Here is a 19,906-nt window from a genome sequence, read left to right as displayed (position 1 = left end):
ATGGTAGAAAGAACTATATCAAAAATTACCCAGAGCCCTTGGCATCAGGGATTTTTGGGGGCAGGACACCGTGCCTCGGCCATTTTAGATGGAATCTCCTGGGAAGAATCTGACCCATTTCTGCTATTTATGGATGATAGGCTTAAGCTTCCCGGAGGGGAACCAGTAGGAGGTGCGCATCCGCATGCTGGCTTCGAAACCCTTACTTTGGTATTGCAAGGTAATGAAAAGGGTTTACCTACGGGAAGCTTTGAATTGATGACGGCAGGTAAAGGTATTGTCCATACCGAAGAGGTGACGACCGAACAAAACCTCCATGTATTACAATTGTGGTTAGCTTTACCTCCTGAAAAGCGCTGGGCAGAGCCCTTTTGGCAAAAAATAACACTGGAAGCGGTTCCAAAGATCCAAACTGAAAATTACCAAATCTTAGTCTATAGTGGAGCAAGCAACGGATTGATATCTCCAGTAAAAAATCATACACCCCTGATCTTGGTAGACTTTAAAATAAAGGCCAATCAAAGCCTCTCTCAGGAATTACCAGCTAATTTCAGGGGTTTGCTCTATGTTTTAAATGGCGTTGTGCAAATCGGAAACAGCACCATTGAGTCTGGTCAGGTGGGGTGGATGGACCAACCAAAAGGTGAGTCGGTAAGTCAAATTTCGTTTATTTCGAAGTCCGACCATACCCATTTTGTACTTTACGCCGCTCCAGCTCATAAGGCACCCATTATAACTCACGGACCTTTTGTTGGGGATACGAGTGACGACATTGCCCGTTTGTACCGGGCATATAGAAATGGTGAAATGCCTCATCTGAACCAGCTTCCGAATAGACAGAAAATTGAATACGGTGTGAATGGGTAAGTAACCATCGTGCCTTGGTAAACGCAGCAAATAGTTCATGGGTTTTATGTCAGACCTCCCGCTGAACTACCGATTTCAGGCAGTAGGGGTAAGGTTACCTGGGTATCGAAAATTTTTCGGCAAGAACAGTAATTGTTGCGGAAAGTCTTTTCAGAAGGGTTTGGGTCGGATCCACCCCATAAATATTTTACCATGGAATCACACCACTCTCTGGATTAGTTTCTTCGCTGAAAAACATACCTGTAGGTCCATCATTCTCAATCAGAACGTATTTGATAATTCTATTTGCGGCTACACGGACCTCCCCACCATTAAAGAATGTAAAATCGGTTTTTGTAAGTCCTGGACAAACGGCATTTACCTTAATATTCGTATCACGTAACTCATAAGCTAACTGTACCGTATACATATTCAGTGCCGCTTTAGAAATGGCATATACCCCGTATTTAGCAAAACTGTACCCAGGCCATTTGGGGTCACTCTGCAATGAAAGAGACCCCACACTGGTGCTTACGTTGACTATTCTAGGTTCAGCAGCGTTTCTCATCAGATCTATAAATGCTTGTGTTACGTTCGATGTGCCTACCATATTGGTTGTGAATGCATCCAAGTATTCATTGCTGGTGGCTTCCAGTAGGGTGTAAGGATGGCTGCCTCCGTTGATGCCTGCATTATTGATGAGTACATCCAGAACCGATACCTTTTTGCCTATTTCTTCACGTGCTGTACGCACGGATGCAAGTTCAGTAACATCCAGTTCGACCGTCTCAACATTCGAAAATCCTTCTGCATGGAGTTTCTTAACTGCCTCCAAGCCGTTGTCTTTATTGCGGCTTCCAATGAATACGAAGAATCCCTTCGCCAAAAGTTGCCTGGCCGATTCAAAACCAATGCCTTTGTTGGCTCCTGTTATTAATACTGTTTTCATATTTTGTAATTTTTAATTTTCATTACAAAATTCAGGTATTAGACTGGGGCATCATTTACCAAATGTTAAAAAGGAGCATCAGCGGATGTTGGTCCTGATTCTGCTAAGAGATTGTGGGGTCACTCCCAAATAGGAGGCTATGTAGGATAGAGGAATCCGGTTGGTCAGTGTAGGATAATTTTCCAAAAATTCCAGATATCTGGTGGTAGCGTTCTGCGAAATTACGGGGCCTTTCCTTGATTTCTGGTACATGCAGAGCTGTACCATTTTATTTTTAATATGGTCCCAACCCACGATAATATGGGAGAGCTCTTCCCAGTTCTTCTTTGAAAATACGATAAGGCTACAATCGGTAATGGCTTGCAAGTATTCCGAAGAGGAAGTGCTCGCCTCGAAGTTTACGTAATCACAAACCAGGCTGTTTTCACCAATAAAACAACGGGTGATTTCTTCGCCTTTATTATTGTAATAACAACCGCGAATAACGCCTGCTACTATAAACCCAACCTGCTTTGGAATTTTCCCTGCCTCAGAAAAATATTCCTCTTTTTTTAATTGAATGATTTGTCCCTTGCTGATTACAAGGTCAATTTGCTGCCTATTAAGATTCCCGAATTTCAGGATATATTCAATCAGTTCTTCCATTGATGCGAGTTAAAAATAATATCCTTTGGCTTAATTACCTTTTGGTAAAAAATGAATCGCAATATTGCTCTTGTCGCTCAAGTAGAAGACTACTAGCATAGAACCTATAATTAATTCCTTACAACTTCTTAAATAAATGGCATAATAGAAAAGGAAAGGATTATATTTATTAGCAGAAGCCTAAGAGTACCTGACTCTAATTAGAGGTGATGGGGATATTTCTCCGAGAGGGGCTTAGCATAAGGAGTATTCTAACCCAGAATATATGTTAGAACAATTAGACTTTTACGGATTGTCGGACCAGGGGCGGCACCGCGATACTAATGAGGATTGCTACATCGCACAGTCGATAGGCCGCAGAGAGGCCGTGCTGTTGGCGGCTATCGATGGGGTGGGTGGCTATGAAGGTGGGGAAGTGGCTGCGGGTATTGCTCAGGAAACGGTCATAGCGTTGCTCTCAGGTTCTGCCCAGGCAGAAACTGTCTTGACAGAACCTGTCTTGGCAGAACCTGTCCAACAGATCAATGAAGCCATTACGGAAGCCAATAACCGCATCTATGAAAAAGCCAGGACTGATGCGATACTTTCGGCGATGGGCTGTGTGCTTACCGTGGCCATTGCCGATCCAGTGGCTCGACGCGTTTATTATGGCCATGTGGGCGATACCCGCCTGTATCTTTGGAGTGAGGGTGAACTTAGGAAATTGAGTAGGGACCATTCTATTGTAGGGCTTTTTGAAGACTTGGGCCAGCTTACCGAAGAGGAGGCCATGCAGCATCCCAAAAGGAATGAGATACTTAGGCTGTTGGGTAGGGACCTTCAACAGCCTAACGATGAAAATTTTATAAATACAGGGACGGCCGATTTTGTGCCAGGGGATATGCTATTGCTCTGTTCGGACGGGCTGACGGATCTGGTTACAAAAAAGGAAATCAGCTTGGTGCTATCCCATGAGCTAAGTGTAAAGGCCAAAGCCCAGGCCCTTGTCGATGCAGCCAACCAGGCCGGAGGGCACGATAATATTACGGTGGTGTTGGCGCATTTTAGGCAATAGGCCAGGCACGAATGGCGAATCCCCTGTTTAAAGCCTACCGCTTAAATTAAATTTCACGGCCACCGACGGATTTTGGCTGAATGATGGTCTAAGGATTAAACCATTTTAATTTCTTACAGTCTATTCTATTCAGCAACAAGTGATCCACAGCATGAGGCCAGGCGTATTATCGATAATAATCTTCATTCTTCCTTTCTGTTTCGGGTTAAGTAGCCCGCCGTATACCCCAACGCCGGCGACTCCTTATGGCAGCCATGCAGACATCCCCATATACAACTTCGATTCGTTGGAACCTCTGTTAAGTACCGATTCAGAGAGCATCCATATTGTCAATTTCTGGGCCATGTGGTGCGCCCCTTGTGTAAAGGAATTGCCATTGTTGGAGCAGTACAAGGCAAAATACCCCGACGCAAGCGTTTTATTGGTTAGTTTGGATTTTCCGGAGGATATAGAAACCAAGCTAAAACCCTTTTTAAAAAAGAAAGGAATTACGCTGAAGGTGGCACTTTTGGATGATCCGGATGCCAACAGATGGATCGACAGAGTGGACCCCAATTGGTCGGGTGCCATCCCGTTTACCATTATTTTTGATAATAAAAACCGTTCGTTTCACGAGCGTCCTTTTAATGATCTGCCCGATCTGGAACAAACCATAAATAACACTTTTAAAAACCGATAAAATGAGAAAAATGAAATTGATTCAGCTAGCCCTTATTCTATTCAGCGGACTGTTTACAGCCGTTAACGCTCAGGCCCAAGGCAGGCCAGGCCCGCCAAGAGGAGGTGGGGGTGGGGGGCATAATCCCGAGCAAACCGAAACGCTACAGGATATGAAAGGGTATAAAATAGGGGATACCGCTACCGATTTTAGACTAAAAAATGTGGATGGTAGTTTATTCTCCCTGTCTGACATCAAGAATGCAAAGGGGTATATCGTCGTTTTTACCTGTAATGAATGTCCTTTTGCCAAAATGTATGAAGATCGGTTAATGGCCCTACACGAAAAGTATGCGCCGCAGGGCTACTCGGTAATTGCCATCAATCCGAATGTGTCGGAGTCCAATGACCGAGAAAGCTATGCAGCGATGAAGAAACGAGCGGAAGAAAAGAAGTTTCCATTCGTTTATTTAGCAGATGAAGGTCAGAAAATAGTATCTCAGTATGGTGCTTTGAGAACGCCCCATGTGTTTTTGTTGGACCAATCGCTTAGGGTGCAATATATTGGAACGATAGATGATAATTCGAGGTCTGCAGAATCGGTCATGGTGAAATACGTTGAAAATGCCATTGAGGCCTTAAAAAAAGGAGAGGCACCAAGCCCCAATTTCACCAAGGCCATTGGCTGTCCTGTAAAGCTAAGCTAGGAGGCGGTACCCTATTTGGGCACGCCGTTCGGCCGTCATCTTACAGAAATGGTAATGCGCAAAAGGTCCCAGAGGGTGTGGATGGTTAGATGGGGGGGAGTAATGATGCCTTGACCTGGCTGATACTCCTTTATTTATTGAGGGGCGATTTTATTCCAAATAATCTATTATTGCTATTTAAATCAGTAGCGATAGTTTGTACATGATTTGCTTATTGAAATATTAAATTTCAATTTTGGTGGCCGTTAACCAGTGCGTGCAAATATGAAGATCTTGACGAGTTTTCTCGGACTATTATTTTACCTTTTAGGGATCTCTACAGGTGTAGCTGAGGCTACCAACAAGATTTTATTGATTCCCTTGGACGACCGTCCTCCTTGCCTACAGTTTCCCGTTAAGATGGCCCAAATTGATGGGATTGAGTTGGTGACCCCTCCAAAAGCCTTATTGGGTAGGTTTATGCGCTATGGTGAGCCCGATGAAATAATTAAATGGATAGAGCGGCAAAACTTAACTGATTTTGATGCCGCAATTATATCATTAGATATGCTGGCCTATGGGGGGCTGGTGGCCTCACGTGTATTTGCAACCCCGTTGGAGTTGGCAAAAAGGCGTATTTCCATAGTCGGCAAACTGAGGGCCTTAGCACCACACCTTAGGATTTATGGTTCTTCGGTCATCATGAGACTAGCACCCACGGCAGATGGGGCCAATGATTCCTATAGGACGAAACTCGCTAAGTGGGCGGAAATCTCTCCCAACCCGTCGCATCGACAGCAGACCCTAGCCTTGGAAAAAGCGATTCCAGTACAAGTATTGGAGGACTATAAAAATGCTCGGCTTAGAAATTTGATTATTAACCAATTAGCCGTAGAATATGCCAAATCCAAGGTGTTTGATTATCTCATTATATCACAAGACGACGCTAAGCCTTCAGGCATTCATTTGGCTGATCGCGACGCCTTAGTCAAGATGGTCGCCGAGGCTAACCTAGCTAATCGCGTGGCGATACAACCTGGAGCTGATGAAGTTTCCATGTTGTTATTGGCTAGGAGCGTGAGTGATAGATATGCCTATCATCCGAGAGTTTTTGCCTATTACGGTTCGGAAAAATCGGCCCAGACCGTGATGCCTTTTGAGGACCGAACGTTGAGGAAAACGGTGAGTTTTCATTTAAAGGCGGTAGGTGCTCTTGAAGTTTTTACCAAGGAGGAAGCCGATATTGTATTTTTCGTTTTTTCCGATCGGCTCGAAGGCAACCGTTCGATGTCCTATGCCCATGAAATCTCTGAGTTTCATCAGCGACAGTCTGGGATAGGGCTTATCCTTGCGGATATTGATCCTATTGGAAATGTTCAAGGGGGGGACCAAGTGTTGACAGAGTGCTTGAATGAAATGAAGATTTTTAAGAATTTATACGGCTATGCCAGTTGGAATACGGCTGGGAATGCGATAGGTACTGCGTTACCTCAAGGCATTGTTTATGGAGCGGCTCTAAAAAGAAATACCCAACCCGAAGAGATGAAGCGAAGCGCTACTGCCCAGGGCTGGTTTATCTTAAATCGCTTGATGGATGATTATCTTTATCATGCCAAGATTAGACCTGAGGCACTACAGTTTATTAAAGCAAAAGGGTGGAATAGCCTCCTTTTGAATACCCAACAAACCATCGATGTTGAACATTATTGTCTTGAAAGAATCAATGCATTTTCCGCTCATTTTTACGGCTTTAATCCAAAGGAGGTAAGCTTTTATCTTCCATGGTCACGTACTTTCGAAGCTGAAATTTCTTTTGAATAAATTCCCTTGCAATTCTTCCTTTTCCAAACGGCGCCCAAGGGAAATGGATTATCTGGATATTGCTGGTGATATACCCAATTGGTTTGGAGGCATTAGAAGGGGTCTCGATGTCATGGCATTTGGTATTGTTGGCATTCGCCTCTCATCGTAGGTGACAATTGCTTAGTAGGGTGGGAGTTCAAAAAATACTACTTACGAGTAAAATTTGATCTATCAATTGGGAATTAAAGAACAATTCCCTGTATCTTTTTAATATTATTTGTCTGGTCGACCGTCATTCGTTAAAATTGTTTTGTATAAGCACATTCTCGCTCGATAGTTGTTCTGCAAAAGTATCAATACGCAATATTTTATTCTGATTTATTTCGCTAGCTCTAATGGGTGAAATACGGATAAAACCTACTAAAACATGGCCATGACGAATGAACAGCAAATACTTCGGCTTGTGGGAGAAGGGGATGAAAAGGCATTCTCTACTTTATTTTATCATTACCATCCTGTTTTATATCGGTTTGTCCTTCCTATTCTGAAATCGCCAGATTTGGCCGGGGATGCCTGTCAAGAAATTTTTATCAAGATCTGGCTGGATCGGGATAAACTATCTGAAATCCATTCTTTTCGTTCGTATTTACTAACGGTTGGGAAAAACCATAGTCTCAACCTTCTCAAGAAGTTCCTCTCCGAAGAAAAGACATTGTCGAACTTTCTTTTGAATTATAACGAAGTCAATCATGAGCCTGAGGAAAGGCTTCAGTTTGAGGAATATAACCAATTCATTCAGCAAGTATTACAAGTATTAAGTCCACAGAGTAGGGAAGTTTTTAGGCTTTGCCGTCAGAAAGGATTGTCTTACGATGAAGCCGCAGGTATTATGGGGATCTCCCGTAATGTCATTAAGAAACATATGGTAAAATCCATGCGAACCTTCCGCATAGCCATAGAGAAGGATCTTGGTATAGCCTTCACTACTGCGGTTACTCTTTTCTTCTGAACGACTATTCATGACTGTTTCCTTTGTTAATGTAGAACTATGTTGGTGAAAAATATCAATTTTCAATAAAAATGAAATTATTTAAGGAATCAGGGGGTCCTTGGAGCCTTTCGCAATTGTCTTTTAAATAACAAGAAGTAATATGAGAGATCGGAAGCACTTGCAGAGATTGGTAGATCGGTATTTGGATCATACAGCTACGGACGAGGAGCTCGAAGTATTTATTTATCTACAACAGCAAGGGGAGTTGGATGAGCTATTGGATAAGCGCCTGAACCAACAAATACTGGCCGAAGCGGAAAGTAATCTGAAGCCTGTATTAAAATGGTTGATACCGATAGCCGCCGCCGCAGTAGTAGTCTTGGTAAGTAGTTGGTTATTTTATTTATCTAATGGGAATTTGCCTGGTTCGTTGGAAGAGCCCGTGTCCACAATCCAAGTGATGACCGGGAATAGGGAAATTAAGACCATACGCTTAACTGATGGAACGCATATTACACTGAATCAGAATAGTCAAGTACGTTTTTTGGAGCAATGGACACGAAGTAAAGTAAGGTCGGTAGAGTTGGTGAAAGGGGAAGCCTTTTTTGACGTTGAACAAACCATAGACAAAAAGCCATTTGTAGTTCAAGCCGCATCGGGTATAGAGATACGGGTCCTGGGTACACAATTTAACGTGGTGGAGGCAGCTGAGCAGACGACGGTTTACCTGCATGAGGGATGTGTGGAACTCGAAACTGGCCTAGGGAAGGCGGCGTTGAAGCCTGGCGAATTGGCAGAATATACCCGGAATACCGATAGCTTAGCCATACAGCCGGTAGATGGAGTTCGTTGGATGGCCTGGAAAAACAACCTATTTGTTTTTGAAGATGCCGGGCTAACAGAGGTGAAAGGTGAATTGGAAGCTTATTACGGCATTTCCATTGAATTGCCCCATAAACCTTACGAACATCTTCGGTTTACGGGTACCATCCCCAGAAAGAATATGGATACCGTATTGAAGGTATTATCCGAAACTCTAAACTTGAAACATGCCCGACAAGGGTCCCGCGTAAATTTTCAGATTAAACCCAAATACTGAATTTTTTAAATATGTAAAACCTTAACCCATTCTTATCCTATGAAGCTATTACTACGATGTAGAGTATTGACTCTACTGTTGGGGAGTTGCTGTGTGCCCTCATTGGCGCAAAATCATGAACTTGCCGCTTTAGATGTGAAACCGGGGCACAACATTAGGTCGGAAGTGACTGAATCCAAACAGACAAGGGTTCTGACCGATGTGCTGAAGGATTTGGAAAAACAATATGAGGTTCATTTCGCTTACCAGAAATCGGCTATTATTAATAAACGTATAAAAGTAACGTTAGAGAAATGCGGCAAGGTAGAAGAATGTTTGGATGATATTCTTACCCCTTTGAATTTGAGGTACGAGCGGTTTGATAATACCTATGTGATCAAGGAAAAGCCGGCAGAGGAAAAGCCTGTGGCCAAGCCGGTATCTCAACTTACCATAGTGGAAGAGCAGGCCGAAATTATTGTGACCGGGAAGGTATTCGCCAAAGAGGATGGAGGTCCTTTGCCCGGTGTCAATGTGGTGGTGAAGGGTACGATGGTTGGCACCAGTACCGATTCTGACGGGAAGTATAGCATAGCGGTGCCTTCTACAGAGAGCATCTTGGTATTTTCTTATTTGGGATATAGCACCCAAGAGCTACCCGTACTGAACCACACGACCCTAGATGTATATTTGCCCGCCGATACCCGGATTTTGAATGAAGTAATGGTTACGGCTCTGGGGTTTAAGGAGGTAGCCGATAAGATGGCTTCTACGAGTTCCAAGGTAACGGGTGAGAGCATAGGGAAGTCGGGAGAAGCCAGTATCATAAATGGTTTGGCCGGAAAGGCTTCGGGGGTTCAGATATCGGGGCAGGGGAGCGACCCAGGCGCCGGGGCCTTTATTCAGATTCGTGGCCAGAGTACTATTACTGGTAATACCCAGCCCCTAATCGTGATCGATGGTATTCCGATTAGCAATTCCACGGTGGGTGCGGGTCAGGGGGGCGTTGTGCAACAGTCACGTCTCAATGATCTTAATCCCAATGATATAGCCTCGGTCCAAATTTTGAAAGGAGCATCGGCAGCGGCCCTATGGGGCTCAAGGGCGGCGAATGGGGTGATGATCATCACCACCAAGCAGGGCAAGGATAGTAACAAGATCAATATTTCCTATTCGTCCACCTATTCGGTCGATAAAATAAATGCTTTTCATCCACGTCAAACGACCTTTGGACAAGGTTCTGGCGGGGTGTATAGTCCCACCCATGCCAACTCCTGGGGAGATAAAATAGCGGATCGGGCAGGTGGGGAAGACCAGGTGAATACCTCAGGAGCATTTTTCCAGGCCCAAGATGGGACCAAATACTATCCTATCGTGGAGAAAAACTCCCGAGAAGTGTATACTGACGACAACTTTAACCAGGTATTTGGTGCGGGTCATTTTTGGGATAATAGCTTGAGTTTGAGTGGAGGGAATGCCAAATCAACCTATTTTTTCAGTGCGGGTAATCTGAGTCAGAAGGGTATTTTACAGGGCAACAGCCAATACCGTCGAACCACCTTGCGGCTGAATGTCAGTAAGACTTTTAATGATTACATTAAGATCACCAATAATGTAGGCTTTACCAATAGCTCCTCCAATAGGGTTCAGCGGGGTAATAATACCGCTGGTGCTATGCTGGGGCTGCTGAGGACTCCACCCGATTTTGATATCAGTGATTATAAGGGCAGCTATTATTCCAATGCCAATGCAGCTCCTATTGAAAACCGCCAACGTTCCTACCGCAGGTATTTGGGTAACACGGCTAGTCCGATATATAGTAATCCATTATGGCCCCTTAATGAACAAACTAACACCAGTCAGGTGAACCGGTTTATCAATAGTTTCGAAATGAATATTAAGCCGATGGTCGAGTGGTTCGATCTGACTACCCGCCTGGGTATTGACCATTATACGGATCAGCGTTTAGCTTATTTTCCAATTAACGATACGCCAGGTTCAGGGGCAGGCTCTTTCACAGAAAATATAGTGACAGAAAACGAAGTGAACCTAGATGTGATTGGTCGTGCTACACATACCTTCGGTCCTAACTTGTCGGGAACGCTCATTGGTGGATTCAATGTCAATGATCGTAAGTTTTTTAATATAGGCGGGTCATTAAGTAACTTTTTGATTGCTGATGCCCCTGTTACCTTCAACAATTCTACAGCTACAAACCGCAGCCCCTTCAATGACCGCAGTCATATCCGGGTGGCTCGCTTTTATTCGACCGCCAATATAGCGGCATTTGATGCTCTTTTTGTCAATGCCTCCATTGCTGGGGAATCGGCTTCTACCTTCGGAAACCTTTCGGACAAAACCTTTTTTTATCCCTCTACCGACGCCGCTTGGCAATTTACCCAGCTTAATGCCTTGAAGAACTTGAACTTCCTCACATTTGGAAAGCTTAGGGCGTCCTATGGGGTAGTAGGGGTCCAGCCTTTACCTTATCGTTCCAATACCACTTATGTCGCCAGTTCATTTTCCAATGGGCCATGGGGCGATAACCTCGATGGGGCCAACTATGGGGAAGGGGCTTTTTTACTAAACACGGAACTAGGAGATCCTCGCCTGAAGCCCGAGCGCAAGACGGAGTATGAGTTGGGGACCGATCTCCGATTTTTCAATAACAAACTACGCCTCAATTTTACCTATTACCACAATAAAATTACCGATATGCTGATTCCGGTGACGCTGGCGCCATCGGTAGGCTATGCCAGTAGCTACACCAATGCGGCGTCTATGGAAAATAAGGGGGTGGAGCTGGATATGTTCTACTCCATTCTCAAAAAAGGAGATTGGACGGTTTCGGTAAATGCCAATTTTAACCGTAACAAGAACCAAGTCCTTAACCTAGCGGGCACGGAGTCGCTATATCTAACGGGTCGGGCCGACCGGGCCGATATGCGCGCCGTTCAAGGACATCAGGCAGGGGTGTTTTGGGGTGGACAATTTGAACGGGCTAGCAATGGTAGTTTGGTGATGAATGAGAATAATTTCCCTGTGGTTTCTCCATCCCTAGGGGTCATCGGCGACCCTAACCCCGACTGGCGGGGAGGGTTTGGTACCAGCGTAACTTACAAAAATTTCAACTTAGACCTACTCTTTGAGACCTTCCAAGGTGGTGACTTTGCTTCGCTGACCAAAGGCGTGATGTATACCTTCGGGACTCATGCCGATGTAGGTAAAGAGGTCACGCTGACCGAGGACCTAAAAAACTATGCAGGCCAGACCATCCCAGCAGGTTCTACCGTACGGGGCAATCTCCATGATTTTGGAGGCGGGACCGTCCTACTCGACGAGTCGTTCTATACTACCTTGGGGAGTGGGCTAGGGTCGGTAGCGGAGCAATTTATCGAAGACGCCAGCTGGACACGTCTGCGCCAGGCTACTTTGGGCTATACCTTACGGTCCGAAGGATTCAGAAAGAAAACGGGCTTGCAGTCGATGGAATTGTCGATCACCGGTCGTAACCTTTTATTATGGACCAAGCTCGTAGGGATTGATCCGGACACCAACTTTACCGGCAATTATTATGGTAGGGGGTATGACTACTTCAACAATCCGGCAAACCGATCGATGCTCTTTACCATTAAAGTAAACTATTAACAGACGGAATCATGATAAAAAAAATATATAAAATATTGATGATAGCCCTGTTTTTGGGGGGGCTTTCCTGTGAGTCGATTGTAGACGACCTCAACACCGATCCTAATAACCCCACGAATGCATCGACCTCCCTGATGCTTACAGGGGTGCAGTTGGCGAATATTACCATTCACGAAGGCCATACAGCCAGGATGGCTGGGATGTGGTCGGGGTATTTTACAGGTATTGCCCGGCAATATCCCGATTTTTACAATTATAATGTGAATGGGGCGACTTTCGATCAAATTTGGCAGAATATTTACACGGGTGTATTTAAAAATGGCTATGTGTTAATTGAAAAGGCCGAGGAGGTGGATAATAACCTTCTGATTGCCATAGTTAAAATTACACAGGCGCATGCCTTACAAACGGCTACCTCGTGCTGGGGCGATGTGCCTTATAGCCAAGTTTCGGATATCGATGCCTTTCCCAATCCTACCTTCGATCCACAGGTAGAGGTTTATGAGAGTATACAAGCCCTATTGGACGAGGCGATTGGGTTGCTGGATACGGGATTGGGGTCGGTAACTCCGGCGGTGGCCGACGTGCATTTTTCTGGGGATGCTTCCAAATGGAAGCAAGTTGCTTATACCTTAAAAGCTAGGGCCTTTCATGAAACACGAAATTACGAAGCAGCCTATGAGGCGGCATTGAAAGGGGTAAGTGAGCCAGGAAATAGCCTAATGGCTCCACATGGTACTGTTTTGGGAGGAAACCAAAATTTGATGTTTAGCTTTTTGGCCGGAGGTCGGGCGGGAGACATGAGCAGCAAAGGGGCCTATATCACTACTTTGCTTACTGCCGAGCACGCCAATAACCGTGGCAATGACAAGACCGACGAAACGGCTCGTCTCAATTACTATTTTCTGAATACGGATGATCCAGAGAACATTACACCCAATACCTCGAGCGCATCTGGGGCGATGGGCATTTTTGCCGATGCCTCTCCTTTTCCGCTGATCACCTACGAAGAAAATCAACTGATTCTGGCTGAAGCTGGTTTGCGGGTCAATGGTTTTGAAACGGGACTGGAACATCTGAATGCCTACCGTAGCTATCTGAACAATGGAGGCTATATCCATAGCAGCTACCAATCATTTCCTTATAAGTATGAAGCCTATGTGGCCGATGACTTTGAAAATGGAGGCATGGTTGCCGATGCGGCGCTTACTGCTAGCGATGCCTTATTAAAAGAGATACTGACCGAGCGCTACATTACCTTTTTTGGCCAGAAGTTGACCTTCTCCGACTTGCGCCGTACACGGCACGATGCCGTTAAAGTTTCCATAGCTCCTAATATTGGCAATGAGTTACCCGAACGCTTCATTTATAGCCAGAGCGAGGTCAATTCCAACAGTAACGCGCCTAATCCTGTTCCTGGTATTTTCGAACGGACTCCTATTAATAGCCTGTAAACAAGGACTAATCCCTTATTTCAAAAAATATATTTATGAAAAATTTGTTGATTCTTTTGCTTTGGGTACTTACCATCCAATCCATGGCACAAACCCGAAGTACAGGTAAATATTTTGCAACCCGTTCCGAAACTATAGCTCGTAACGGAATGGCCGCTACCAGTCATCCACTGGCCACGGAGGTGGCCTTGGACGTATTAAAAAAGGGAGGAAACGCCATGGATGCGGCTATTGCGGCCAATGCCCTAATGGGACTGGTAGAGCCTACTGGCAATGGTGTGGGAGGAGACCTATTCGCCATTATCTGGGATGCTAAAACCAAAAAACTCTATGGTCTGAATGCGAGCGGTCGCTCCCCAAAAAGTCTGAATATAGATTATTTCCAGTCCAAGGGTATGAAGACTATCCCCATCCTAGGTCCATTGCCGGTTTCGGTGCCAGGCTGTGTGGATGGCTGGTATTCTATCCATGAAAAGTTCGGTAGCATCCCTATGCCCGAATTGCTGGCACCCGCCATCGGTTATGCGCGCGAGGGGTTTCCGGTCACCGAAATCATCGCTAGGCGCTGGGCCCAGGAGGTACCTCGGCGTCTTAAATATCCAAATTTTAAGGAGACCTTCACTTTCAACGGCCGTGCTCCCCAGAAAGGAGAAGTTTTCAAAAACCCTCAGCTGGCTAACACCCTCGAAAAAATTGCCAATGGTGGACGGGATGCCTTTTACAAGGGAGACATTGCTCGGACGATCGATGCCTTTATGAAAAAGAACGGTGGTTTTCTTTCTTATGAGGATTTGGCAGCACATCATTCCGAATGGGTAGAACCAGTTTCTACTAACTATAGGGGGTATGACGTTTGGGAGCTACCTCCTAACGGTCAGGGTATTGCCGTCTTACAGATGTTGAATATACTGGAAGACTATGATTTAAAAAGTATGGGATTTGGAAGTGCAGAATATATGCACCTGTTTATCGAAGCTAAAAAACTAGCCTATGCCGATCGAGCCAAGTTTTATGCAGATATGGATTTTAATAAAGTACCAGTAGCTAAGCTGATATCCAAGGAATATGCTGCTGAACGCCGTAAACTCATAGATGGGAATCAGGCCGCTCGTACCGTTGACGCTGGGGAGCTCAACCAAGGGCATACTATTTACCTGACTACTGCCGACAAAAATGGCAATATGGTCTCTCTTATTCAGAGTAATTATGCTGGAATGGGCTCTGGTATGGTGCCCGATGGGCTTGGGTTCGGTTTGCACAACCGGGGGCAGATGTTTAATGTTCAGGATAAGGATCACTTCAATGCCTTTGAGCCCGGAAAGCGCCCGTTCAATACCATTATTCCAGGCTTTGTTACTAAGGAGAATGAACCGTTTATGACACTAGGGCTAATGGGTGGTGCGATACAACCCCAAGGTCATGCACAAATCCTTATCAATATGATTGATTTTGGTATGAATATACAAGAGGCTGGTGACGCCCCAAGGATCAATCATGCTGGCTCTTCGCAACCTACGGGCACCCTGATGACCGATGGTGGTACCGTATTTCTGGAAGGAGGCTATCCATATGAGGTAACGCGAGATCTTATCGGGAAAGGTCATGCTGTAAGTTATGGTCGAATCGATCAGTTTGGTGGCTACCAGGCCATCAAGTACGACGCGAAGAATAAGGTCTACTATGGCGCTTCCGAATCGCGGAAAGATGGCTATGCGGGTGGGTATTAACGGTTCCGGCACTATGGAGTGACCAGGGACCTGATATTTTGGAAAATTAGAAATGGCAGCTTTAAGGATCTCCTCCTTTAGCTGCCATTTTGACTTTTCAGACCATGCACTAAACGGATCAATTCAAAATGCTGTTGCGGATAAAATTCGATTTTTACCTCTTTTCGGTTATTATTCTTATTAAAAAGCATATAAACCAGCGTATGGGCTCTTTGAAGGGTTCATCCCGTTGGATTTTTCCAAAAATTACCGAGCCGATTTTTAAGGTAAATTTCCCCATTACCTGATTTTAAATATTTTTCTCTTCGTGTTGCATCCTGCTGATTTAAACAACCTTCCCAATATATTAACCTTAAAGGAACTCTACTTTTCGTAGAATGCATCTGCCCATTATTATGTTCATTTAATCTGTTTACAATGTTTTTAGTATAACCTGTATAAAGCAATCCATCTTTTTCTGACAATAAGACCTATACATAGTAGTACCTATAATTTGTTTTTTTACAAATATATTAAATCCTACGGGCTAAAGACGGTGGGAAATATAGCGCCAAGCGTATCCAATAGGTATTAAGAAGTGCAGTAGAGAAAAGTGGTATAAATTCCTGGGGAACAGTGCATACCCAGGGACACAGTTTCGCGACGGGTCCAACCACCCGGCATTTGCTTCAGGAAGCTGAGAATCTTCGCATTATACAGCGTATGTTGGGTCATAGCAGTAGCAATACCACCGAAATTTATACCCATGTACTGGCCATTAATAATAAAACGGCCAAAAGCCCGCTTGAACTTTTTGGGAATTTCGATATTATTGTAGAGAAACCTACGGGGTTATACGATATAGATGTAATTAATGACGAAAATAAGGGTGTTATATGCGATTTTAAGGACGACCCGACAGACAAGAACGAATGACAAAAATTAAAGCAAATAAAGTTCTATTTATCAAACTTGGTCAAGGTGGACAGTTTGAAAAAGAATGTATTGAACAGAACCAAACTTTGCGACTTGGATACAGAGAAGTTGACCATAATCTATGTGTTGGCGGACATTGGGACAAAGTTCACGACTATTTCACAACCGAAGAGAATTCAAAAACATTTGTAGCGACAAGTCACTCAAACCAAATCAAACAGTTTTACGAAGAAGACGAAAAGACACTTTGGATTACATTTTACGCAAACAAACTTTGGTGGTGTTTTTCAAAACCTGAAATCACTTTACTTGCCGACAAATCAAAAACAAGACCTGTAATTGGAAAATGGTCAGACAAAGATATTGCAGGAAATGTTTTGCTTGGAAGTAACATAAGCGGTAAGTTATTAAAAACACAAGGCTTTCGTGGGACAATTTGCAGTGTTCCAGAACAAAAATACGCACTTGCAAAAATCAACTACGAACAAATGAAAGAAGTTGTTGAAGTCGAACAAGCAATGTTTAATCTAAAATCAAAACTGACTTTTTTAATTCAAAATTTACAATGGAAAGACTTTGAAACTTTGGTTGACTTGATTTTCAGACAAGCAGGTTGGCAAAGAGTTGGCGATACGGGAAAAACTCAAAAGACGTTAGACCTTGAACTTTTTGCACCCGTGACAGGAGAAAGAGCAATTGTTCAAATTAAAGCTCAATCTGACTTACCACAATTTTTAGGTTATCAAGAACAGTTTGCGACTATGAACGACTATGACAAATTCTTCTATGTTGTTCATACAGCAAAAAACAACTTGACGACTTACGAAAACGATACAGAAACAAAACTTTATCTCGTTGACAAAATTGCGGAACTGACAATATCGGCAGGACTTGTGGAATGGGTAATTAAGAAGACTTCATAATGACGAGTGAAAGAAAAAGCGCATATAACACGGGTTTTGAGTCAGGCGGGTTGACGTGCAAACTTGGAGCTTTGTCCTTCTATTCAAGTTCAGTGCAGGCTGACAGTTTAGTGCTCCGAAACCCGCCCGAACGCCAAGCCCGCAACCGTCGGGCGTAAGCATTTTGCAATAATGCTAAGTTTAACCGACCGAATATAAACTGACAGATGAACACACAAAAAGTAAGGGACATAATCAAGCAGTATAAGCTCCACTTCAAAGCGATTAACAAGGAGGAGATTTATAAGTGGCGTGCGGTTAAATGCTTCCAAGAGAACTGGGACATCGACGCTGACGACTTTGCGACAATGCTTGACAGTTCATTACACTTAGCGAAGAACTTACTTGATGCAGGCAACTACTTTCCAAAAAGAATGCTGCTGAAAAATGCAGAAGCGAACCCAAAGTTCATCCGTCAACTTTTTGTTGACCTTTACAAGGAGGAGAATGACCTCATTGAAAGAATAATTGATTTCCAAGACAAAATCAAAAATCAAAACAAGAAACTTTTCCCAGGTAAAAACGACTATCAAGACATGCGAGCAGTTTTAGTTTACCTATGCCTTCGGTTTCCTGACAGATATTTTCTCTACAAGTTCTCAATGTTTAAAGAGTTTGCTCCACTTGTTGACTACCCATACAAACCATCAATAGGAGAAATTGAAAATGTTTTGCAGTTCCTTTCTCTCTGCGACTTAGTTAAAGCGGAGATTGTAATGGACAACGAGTTGCTTGAGCTTCACAAGACACGAATTACAGACAGAGAATTTTATGACAGTTCGTTCAAAATCTTAACGCAAGACATCATTTACGCTGCTGTAAGACACTTTAGCAAGTTTGAGCAAGGCAGGACACAGACATCTGCTTTGAAACGATTAATAAAGGTTGACAAAAAGATTTCGCCAAAAACGGATAAGGTTGTTCTCAAAGGTTCATTCACAAACTACATTGACAACGAAAAGGAGAATAAAAGAATTGGCGACCTCGGTGAACTTCTCGTTCTTCAGCACGAACAAGAAAAATTAAAATCTCTTGGCATCAAGAAAAGTCCTGAACACAAGTCAAAATCTGAAGGCGATGGTTTAGGTTACGACATCCTTTCTTATGACGAGGGCGGCCAAGAAATTTTCATTGAGGTTAAAACTACTTCTTACAGTTCGGATACTCCTTTCTTCATTACAAGAAACGAACTTGTTTGTAGCATGCAAGACAGCAACAAATTTTTTCTCTACCGACTTTACGATTTTGATGATACAGACAATAAAGCAAAATACTTTAAGCGTCAAGGTGACTTGACAGAGTTATGCAACAATTCAATATTATACAGAGCGGTATTAAAAGAATGACAACACGACTTCGGACGGACAGTATGCCAGCGATTAACAAGGGCTTGCCAAAAGCGGGGGTGAGGAACTTCTATGACAGTTATGTGCGTAACGAATCTTTAGTTTTTTAAATGAACGGCAGTGTTGAAATGCCCCGACTTCGGCAAGCCCCGAAACGTTAGCGACTACTAAAATACCAATAATGCAAAATCACATTTCAACAAAGCCGAAGAATGATTTTTTATGAAAGTTTATAATCGAGTTTATGCTTATTGAAAACGGAGAGCGAACAAATAATAAGCAAAGAATTTGTTCCTAAAAATGGAATGGTTTGGGCTCTGACCAACACGGCTATTACCATTCATAACTCACAATCCCAGAGTTTTTTGACAGGCATTCAAACCGAACCTTTGCCAATGAAGTGGGAAAAAATAAAAGGAATTTTCGTGAGGTTTTCGTCAGCACTCGACCGTCCCCCTATTGCTACTTAATTAACAGGGTTTAGGATGTTTTCCACCTATGCGGAAGCTGGTCCGAATCTTCGTAATTGATATCGTTAAGTTTGTCCAGTAGTATTTTACCGATTGCTGCTCGCAAAAGGCCTTGACGCCTAGGTTACTATTCTTCCACTGCCCCTAAAGCTGCCGATAGTAATACTCGTTTTTTTATGTTCCATGCGACAAAGCTCTAAAGAATAGCGTTGGGTGGAAAGATGGGGATGGGTGGTTGGTTACGAATTATCATCTAGGGATAAAAAAGCTCCTTGCAAAAGTCGCTGAAATGGAGGAAATATGTAAGCCGTCGACCATCCCCCTATTGCTACTTAATTAATAGGGTTTAGGATGTTTGCCACCTAAGCGGAAGTAGGTCGGAGAACTTACCATCGTAATTGATATCGTTGAGTTTGTTCTGTAGTATTTGACCGATGGCTGCTCGCAAATGGCCTTGACGCCTAAATTACTATCCTTCCACTGCCTGTAAATCTGCCGGTAGCAATGCTTGTTTTTTATTGGTATATTTTCAATGCGACAAAGCTGAAAAGAAAAGCGTTGGGTGGAAAGGTGGGGATGGTGCATATTCTGTTCTATACTGACCCCCTTCTGGTGATACTGACCCCTCTATAAATAGTTTTGGAGCGTAGACTCCAATGGTCTGACAATTTTACA

Annotated in this window: 15 protein-coding genes and 1 pseudogene; 13 read left to right on the top strand and 3 right to left on the bottom strand. The window is 43.7% G+C overall.

Annotated features, from left to right (window positions below; translation table 11 throughout):
• Positions 1-867 carry a pirin family protein gene (locus CLV98_RS21850; RefSeq protein WP_109678037.1) on the top strand — a complete coding sequence of 289 codons (867 nt, stop codon included), beginning with the start codon at positions 1-3 and terminating at the stop codon, positions 865-867.
• Between the two features lie 187 nt (positions 868-1,054).
• Here the strand turns inward: CLV98_RS21850 and CLV98_RS21845 are convergent, their stop codons facing one another.
• Positions 1,055-1,795: an SDR family NAD(P)-dependent oxidoreductase gene (locus CLV98_RS21845; protein ID WP_109678035.1), complete on the bottom strand. Its 741-nt coding sequence runs from the start codon at positions 1,793-1,795 to the stop codon at positions 1,055-1,057.
• 78 nt (positions 1,796-1,873) lie between these two features.
• A complete protein-coding gene (locus tag CLV98_RS21840) occupies positions 1,874-2,440 on the bottom strand; it encodes a Crp/Fnr family transcriptional regulator (protein WP_109678033.1) in 567 nt (188 codons plus the stop codon).
• Between the two features lie 265 nt (positions 2,441-2,705).
• Here CLV98_RS21840 and CLV98_RS21835 point away from each other — a divergent pair, with 265 nt between their 5' ends.
• From CLV98_RS21835 to ggt, 9 genes are all read left to right on the top strand, one after another.
• Positions 2,706-3,494: a PP2C family protein-serine/threonine phosphatase gene (locus tag CLV98_RS21835; RefSeq protein WP_109678031.1), complete on the top strand. Its 789-nt coding sequence runs from the start codon at positions 2,706-2,708 to the stop codon at positions 3,492-3,494.
• 286 nt (positions 3,495-3,780) lie between these two features.
• Complete coding sequence (locus CLV98_RS21830) at positions 3,781-4,173, top strand: TlpA disulfide reductase family protein (protein ID WP_211320104.1); 393 nt, start codon at positions 3,781-3,783, stop codon at positions 4,171-4,173.
• 1 nt (position 4,174) lies between these two features.
• On the top strand, positions 4,175-4,858 hold the full coding sequence (locus tag CLV98_RS21825) for a thioredoxin family protein (RefSeq protein WP_229203527.1): 684 nt from the start codon (positions 4,175-4,177) through the stop codon (positions 4,856-4,858).
• A gap of 264 nt (positions 4,859-5,122) precedes the next feature.
• Entirely contained in the window at positions 5,123-6,658 is a 1,536-nt protein-coding gene (locus tag CLV98_RS21820) for a DUF4127 family protein (protein ID WP_211320102.1), read from the top strand.
• Positions 6,659-7,067: 409 nt separating this feature from the next.
• Complete coding sequence (locus CLV98_RS21815; RefSeq protein ID WP_109678027.1) at positions 7,068-7,649, top strand: RNA polymerase sigma factor; 582 nt, start codon at positions 7,068-7,070, stop codon at positions 7,647-7,649.
• Between the two features lie 142 nt (positions 7,650-7,791).
• On the top strand, positions 7,792-8,730 hold the full coding sequence (locus CLV98_RS21810; protein WP_109678025.1) for a FecR family protein: 939 nt from the start codon (positions 7,792-7,794) through the stop codon (positions 8,728-8,730).
• 39 nt (positions 8,731-8,769) lie between these two features.
• Entirely contained in the window at positions 8,770-12,357 is a 3,588-nt protein-coding gene (locus CLV98_RS21805) for a SusC/RagA family TonB-linked outer membrane protein (RefSeq protein WP_109678023.1), read from the top strand.
• Positions 12,358-12,368: 11 nt separating this feature from the next.
• Positions 12,369-13,811, top strand: a complete 1,443-nt coding sequence (locus CLV98_RS21800; RefSeq protein WP_229203526.1) for a SusD/RagB family nutrient-binding outer membrane lipoprotein — start codon at positions 12,369-12,371, stop codon at positions 13,809-13,811.
• A 35-nt stretch (positions 13,812-13,846) separates the two neighbouring features.
• A complete protein-coding gene (gene ggt / locus CLV98_RS21795; protein ID WP_109678021.1) occupies positions 13,847-15,538 on the top strand; it encodes a gamma-glutamyltransferase in 1,692 nt (563 codons plus the stop codon).
• Positions 15,539-15,759: 221 nt separating this feature from the next.
• Here the strand turns inward: ggt and CLV98_RS21790 are convergent, their stop codons facing one another.
• A complete protein-coding gene (locus CLV98_RS21790) occupies positions 15,760-16,002 on the bottom strand; it encodes a GIY-YIG nuclease family protein (protein ID WP_109678019.1) in 243 nt (80 codons plus the stop codon).
• Positions 16,003-16,120: 118 nt separating this feature from the next.
• Between CLV98_RS21790 and CLV98_RS21785 the strand changes: the two are divergent.
• The 3 genes and pseudogenes from CLV98_RS21785 to CLV98_RS21775 all read left to right on the top strand — a co-directional run.
• A pseudogene (locus CLV98_RS21785) lies at positions 16,121-16,453 on the top strand (tyrosine-type recombinase/integrase); the annotation flags it as partial.
• Positions 16,450-17,376: a restriction endonuclease gene (locus CLV98_RS21780; protein WP_109678015.1), complete on the top strand. Its 927-nt coding sequence runs from the start codon at positions 16,450-16,452 to the stop codon at positions 17,374-17,376. The pseudogene CLV98_RS21785 and the gene CLV98_RS21780, both read left to right, overlap by 4 nt.
• A gap of 206 nt (positions 17,377-17,582) precedes the next feature.
• Entirely contained in the window at positions 17,583-18,761 is a 1,179-nt protein-coding gene (locus tag CLV98_RS21775) for a protein NO VEIN domain-containing protein (RefSeq protein ID WP_109678013.1), read from the top strand.
• The last annotated feature ends 1,145 nt before the right edge of the window (positions 18,762-19,906 follow it).

Origin of the sequence: Dyadobacter jejuensis (assembly GCF_003149085.1) — a bacterium.
In the GTDB taxonomy this organism is placed as follows: Bacteria; Bacteroidota; Bacteroidia; order Cytophagales; family Spirosomataceae; genus Dyadobacter; species Dyadobacter jejuensis.
Note: the sequence above shows the minus strand (reverse complement) of the source record. Positions and strands in the feature narration are given on the sequence as shown.

What these genes read in the sequence shown, in the direction of transcription:
- CLV98_RS21850 (WP_109678037.1), top strand. Translation starts at nt 1, where the DNA reads ATGGTAGAAAGAACTATATCAAAAATTACCCAGAGCCCTTGGCATCAG.
- CLV98_RS21805 (WP_109678023.1), top strand. Translation starts at nt 8,770, where the DNA reads ATGAAGCTATTACTACGATGTAGAGTATTGACTCTACTGTTGGGGAGT.
- CLV98_RS21825 (WP_229203527.1), top strand. Translation starts at nt 4,175, where the DNA reads ATGAGAAAAATGAAATTGATTCAGCTAGCCCTTATTCTATTCAGCGGA.
- CLV98_RS21780 (WP_109678015.1), top strand. Translation starts at nt 16,450, where the DNA reads ATGACAAAAATTAAAGCAAATAAAGTTCTATTTATCAAACTTGGTCAA.
- CLV98_RS21800 (WP_229203526.1), top strand. Translation starts at nt 12,369, where the DNA reads ATGATAAAAAAAATATATAAAATATTGATGATAGCCCTGTTTTTGGGG.
- CLV98_RS21845 (WP_109678035.1), bottom strand. Translation starts at nt 1,795, where the DNA reads ATGAAAACAGTATTAATAACAGGAGCCAACAAAGGCATTGGTTTTGAA.
- CLV98_RS21840 (WP_109678033.1), bottom strand. Translation starts at nt 2,440, where the DNA reads ATGGAAGAACTGATTGAATATATCCTGAAATTCGGGAATCTTAATAGG.
- CLV98_RS21815 (WP_109678027.1), top strand. Translation starts at nt 7,068, where the DNA reads ATGGCCATGACGAATGAACAGCAAATACTTCGGCTTGTGGGAGAAGGG.
- CLV98_RS21835 (WP_109678031.1), top strand. Translation starts at nt 2,706, where the DNA reads ATGTTAGAACAATTAGACTTTTACGGATTGTCGGACCAGGGGCGGCAC.
- ggt (WP_109678021.1), top strand. Translation starts at nt 13,847, where the DNA reads ATGAAAAATTTGTTGATTCTTTTGCTTTGGGTACTTACCATCCAATCC.
- CLV98_RS21820 (WP_211320102.1), top strand. Translation starts at nt 5,123, where the DNA reads ATGAAGATCTTGACGAGTTTTCTCGGACTATTATTTTACCTTTTAGGG.
- CLV98_RS21810 (WP_109678025.1), top strand. Translation starts at nt 7,792, where the DNA reads ATGAGAGATCGGAAGCACTTGCAGAGATTGGTAGATCGGTATTTGGAT.
- CLV98_RS21775 (WP_109678013.1), top strand. Translation starts at nt 17,583, where the DNA reads ATGAACACACAAAAAGTAAGGGACATAATCAAGCAGTATAAGCTCCAC.